At 69.1% G+C, this 2,657-nt stretch carries 4 protein-coding genes; 1 reads left to right on the top strand and 3 read right to left on the bottom strand.

Features of this window, described 5'->3' with window-relative positions; genetic code table 11:
- Positions 1-167: 167 nt before the first annotated feature.
- On the bottom strand, positions 168-806 hold the full coding sequence (locus JMF90_RS32670; RefSeq protein ID WP_077179499.1) for a MarC family protein: 639 nt from the start codon (positions 804-806) through the stop codon (positions 168-170).
- A gap of 122 nt (positions 807-928) precedes the next feature.
- Here JMF90_RS32670 and JMF90_RS32665 point away from each other — a divergent pair, with 122 nt between their 5' ends.
- Entirely contained in the window at positions 929-1,147 is a 219-nt protein-coding gene (locus JMF90_RS32665) for a DUF6566 family protein (RefSeq protein WP_006481288.1), read from the top strand.
- A 49-nt stretch (positions 1,148-1,196) separates the two neighbouring features.
- Here the strand turns inward: JMF90_RS32665 and JMF90_RS32660 are convergent, their stop codons facing one another.
- The gene (locus tag JMF90_RS32660; protein ID WP_077179500.1) at positions 1,197-1,574 is read right to left on the bottom strand and encodes a DUF5594 family protein; all 378 of its coding nucleotides are present in this window, start codon (positions 1,572-1,574) and stop codon (positions 1,197-1,199) included.
- A gap of 42 nt (positions 1,575-1,616) precedes the next feature.
- Positions 1,617-2,657 (bottom strand): NAD(P)/FAD-dependent oxidoreductase (locus JMF90_RS32655; RefSeq protein ID WP_201325981.1); only part of this gene is annotated, 1,041 nt, incomplete at its 5' end.

Here is a 2,657-nt window from a genome sequence, read left to right as displayed (position 1 = left end):
GTCCGTCGGTCGAGCACTCGACGATCACGACACCCGCGAGCGCGACGACGTGCCGGTCGCGCAGCGTGCCGAGTTCGGCCAGCGCGCGACGCGCCGCGTCGAGATCGGGATAGGACAAGACGATCAGCGTGTTCATTCAGCGACTCCATGCAGTCGAACGGGCGCGCTCAATGCGGCAGCCCGAACGCGGCTTTCAGGCTCGCGACGATCATCTGCATCGCGATCGCCGCGAGAATCATCCCCATCAGGCGCTGCGTGACGGCCGTCACGCGCGGCGACAGGTAGTGGCCGATCAACGGCGCCGACAGCAGCGACACGGCCAGCAATACGAGAAACGCGGCCAGCCCGAGCGCGAACGCGAGTTCCTGCCCGGTCGCGACGGCACCGTGCCCGAGCACGATCATCGTCGCGATCGTGCCGGGGCCGACCAGCAACGGGATCGTCAGCGGATAGATCGCGACGCTGTCGGCCGCCGCCGGATCGGCGCCTTCGTCGGCGCCCGGCGCATGCTGGCGGCTCGGCGCACCATGCAGCATCGACAACGCGATCAACAGCACCAGCAACCCGCCCGCGAGGCGGAAATCGTCGATCGTCAAGCCGAACACGTGCAGGATCGCGCCGCCCGCGACCGCCGACACGATGCAGCCGACCGTCACGCCGATCGCGGCCGTCAGCGCGACCTTGCGGCGCACGCCGTCCGCCGCGCCTTCGGTCAGCGACAGGAACACCGGAATGTTCGCGATCGGGTTCATGATCGCGAACAGCGCCGCGAACACCTTGATGGAAAAGGTCAGGTCGAAGGCCACAGGGTCGCTCCCGTCTCGCGCGGCACGTGACACGCACCCGCCGGTTCGTTTTCGATGCGCGGCGCACGCCATGCTGATACGATCCACGCACCACGTTCATTCACGACGGAGGGCCCCGTTCGATGCAAGCCACCGACACTTTCATGGGTCACGAGATTCGCGTCGACGCGACGCGCAACGCGAACGGCGCGTGGGTCGCGCAGGTGCGGATCTTCCGCGACGGCGCGCCGGTCGACCTGCCCGCGCCCGAACTCGTCACGCCGGAATGGCTGACGTGCGACGAGGCGCTGCGCGGCGGCATCGACCAGGGGCGCGTGATCATCCGAACGCGCGACCGCTAACCGCGCGCGGTTCGGCCGCACGCCATCGGCCGGCATCGCGCGATGCCCGTCACGCATCGAAATCGAGGTCGCCGATCAGGATCTCGCGATCGCGCTGCGTCCGGCTGCTGAAATCGACCGGCAGCTCCATCTGCCAGCGCTCGATCGTGACCGGCAGCGCCGCGAGATAGCGATCGAAGCGGCTGTGGTCGGGCTCGGCCAGCAGACCTGCGATCGCATCGTCGCGCCACGCGAGCCGCGCGTTCAACCGGTGCGGCAAGCCGACCGTCGACGTGAGGCCGATCACGTCGACGCAGGTCGGGCTGCCCTGCCCGTCGTGCGGCACGACGTCGACCTGCACTTCGCCGGGCTGATAGAGGTCGCGCAAGCGCGTCGCGATGCGCGGCGCAAACTCGGTTTCGAAACGGGCACGGACGTCAGGGTTCATTTCGCCTCCATTCAAGGTTCGGTGGGTGTCGTCATGCTGCTTTCATGCGGAAGCCCTCTGCCGCTCGAGCGCCGCTTCGGCCTTCAGGTTGTCGAGATCGCGGGCTATCGTCACGACCGCGAGCCGCGTGTTGCCGCGCCAGTACGCGATCGAGCAGTCGTGCGCGCCAAGGTCGCCGTCGATCTCGACGCGATCCCATTGCTCCGCATGCCCGACATAGCGGAGCGTCAGGTCGTAATGCTGACTCCACAAAAACGGCACCGCGTCGAACGGCCGCTGCTGGCCGAGCAGGTTGCGCGCCGCGACGATGCCCTGCCGCTCGGCGACGACCCAGTGCTCGACGCGAATCCGCTCGCCCGTCAGCGGATCGGGCCAGCGCGCGATATCGCCGGCCGCGTAGATGCCGGGCGCACTCGTCTGCAGGAAGCGGTCGACCGTCACGCCGCGTTCGACCGCGAGCCCGGCGTCCTGGGCGAGTTCGACGTTCGGATGCACGCCGATCCCCACCAGCACGACGTCGGCCGGCAGCACGTCGCCATTCGACAGCGTCACGCTGTCCGGCCCGATCCGCGCGGGCGTCGTGCCGAGATGGAACACCACGCCGTGCGCTTCGTGCAGCGCCTTGATCGTGTCGCCGAGCGCATCGCCGAGCACGCGGCTCATCGGATGCGGATCGGGCGCGACGACGTGCACGTCGAGCCCGCGCGTGCGCAACGCGGCAGCCGCTTCGAGGCCGATGAAGCTCGCGCCGACCACCACGCAGCGGCGCGCGGTTTTCAGCTTCGCGATCAGTGCATCGCAATCGGCGCGCGAGCGCAGCGTACGGACGTGCGGCAGATCGGCGCCGGGCACGTTCAGGCGGTTCGGCTCGGCGCCGGTCGCGAGCAGCAGCGCGCCGTATTCGATACGGCTGCCGTCGGCGAGCTCGACCGACCGCTGCGCGGGATCGATGCGCGTGACCCGCGTATTGCAGCGCACGTCGATCCGCTGCTCGGCATAGAACGACGGCGCGCGCAGCGGCAGCCAGTCGGCTTCCGCCGTGCCCGCGAGGTAATCCTTCGACAGATTCGGCCGGTCGTACGG

This window comes from Burkholderia sp. E168m23 (assembly GCF_016586125.1).
Lineage (GTDB): Bacteria > Pseudomonadota > Gammaproteobacteria > Burkholderiales > Burkholderiaceae > Burkholderia > Burkholderia orbicola.
The sequence above is the reverse complement of the archived record's forward strand: the minus strand, read 5'-3'. Positions and strand labels throughout refer to the sequence as shown.

Coding starts and splice junctions, on each gene's coding strand:
- JMF90_RS32665 (WP_006481288.1), top strand. CDS start 929: ATGCAAGCCACCGACACTTTCATGGGTCACGAGATTCGCGTCGACGCG.
- JMF90_RS32660 (WP_077179500.1), bottom strand. CDS start 1,574: ATGAACCCTGACGTCCGTGCCCGTTTCGAAACCGAGTTTGCGCCGCGC.